The following is a 591-nucleotide window of genomic DNA, read 5'->3' as shown; positions in this document are numbered from 1 at the left end:
ATGAATGCTAGTAATTCCATGATTATATAAAACGTCAATACCTGTTCCAATGGAACCAGCTAAGACAAATACGGGAATGCCTTGCTTTTTCGCTTCTTCTGCCACTCCCATGGGTGTTTTACCTGATGCTGTTTGGTAATCGATTTGTCCTTCACCAGTAAAGACACAATGAGCTCCACGGAGTTTTTCTCCAAGTTTGGTATATTCAATAACGATATCGACGCCTCTTTTCGTTTCGGCAGAGAAAAAGGCTTGGAATGCACCACCAATTCCGCCTGCAGCACCAGCCCCTGCTTTATTATGCAAGCTAATACCTGTCTTGGTTTCTACCAAATCAGCCCAAATTGATAAAGCTTTATCGAGAAGATCCACCATGACTGGTGTTGCCCCTTTTTGTGGACCAAATACAGAAGAGGCCCCATCAGGTCCGACCAATGGATTTTGAACATCTGATGCGATTATAAACTCACATTCTGCTATTCTTGAATCAAAATCTTGTGTATTTATTTCCACAATTCGTGATAATTCCGCCCCTCCGAATCCAACCGATTTCCCTTCTAAATCTAATATTTTCATTCCTAAAGCCTGGAG

1 protein-coding gene is annotated in these 591 nt (G+C 41.8%); it reads right to left on the bottom strand.

The annotated features are described in order from the left end of the window. Positions 1-591 (bottom strand): glycerate kinase family protein (locus AC1DUW_RS31950; protein ID WP_477644594.1); only part of this gene is annotated, 591 nt, incomplete at both ends.

The organism is Peribacillus sp. P4_C12 (assembly GCF_056402095.1).
This window is presented reverse-complemented; position numbering and strand designations above follow the sequence as displayed.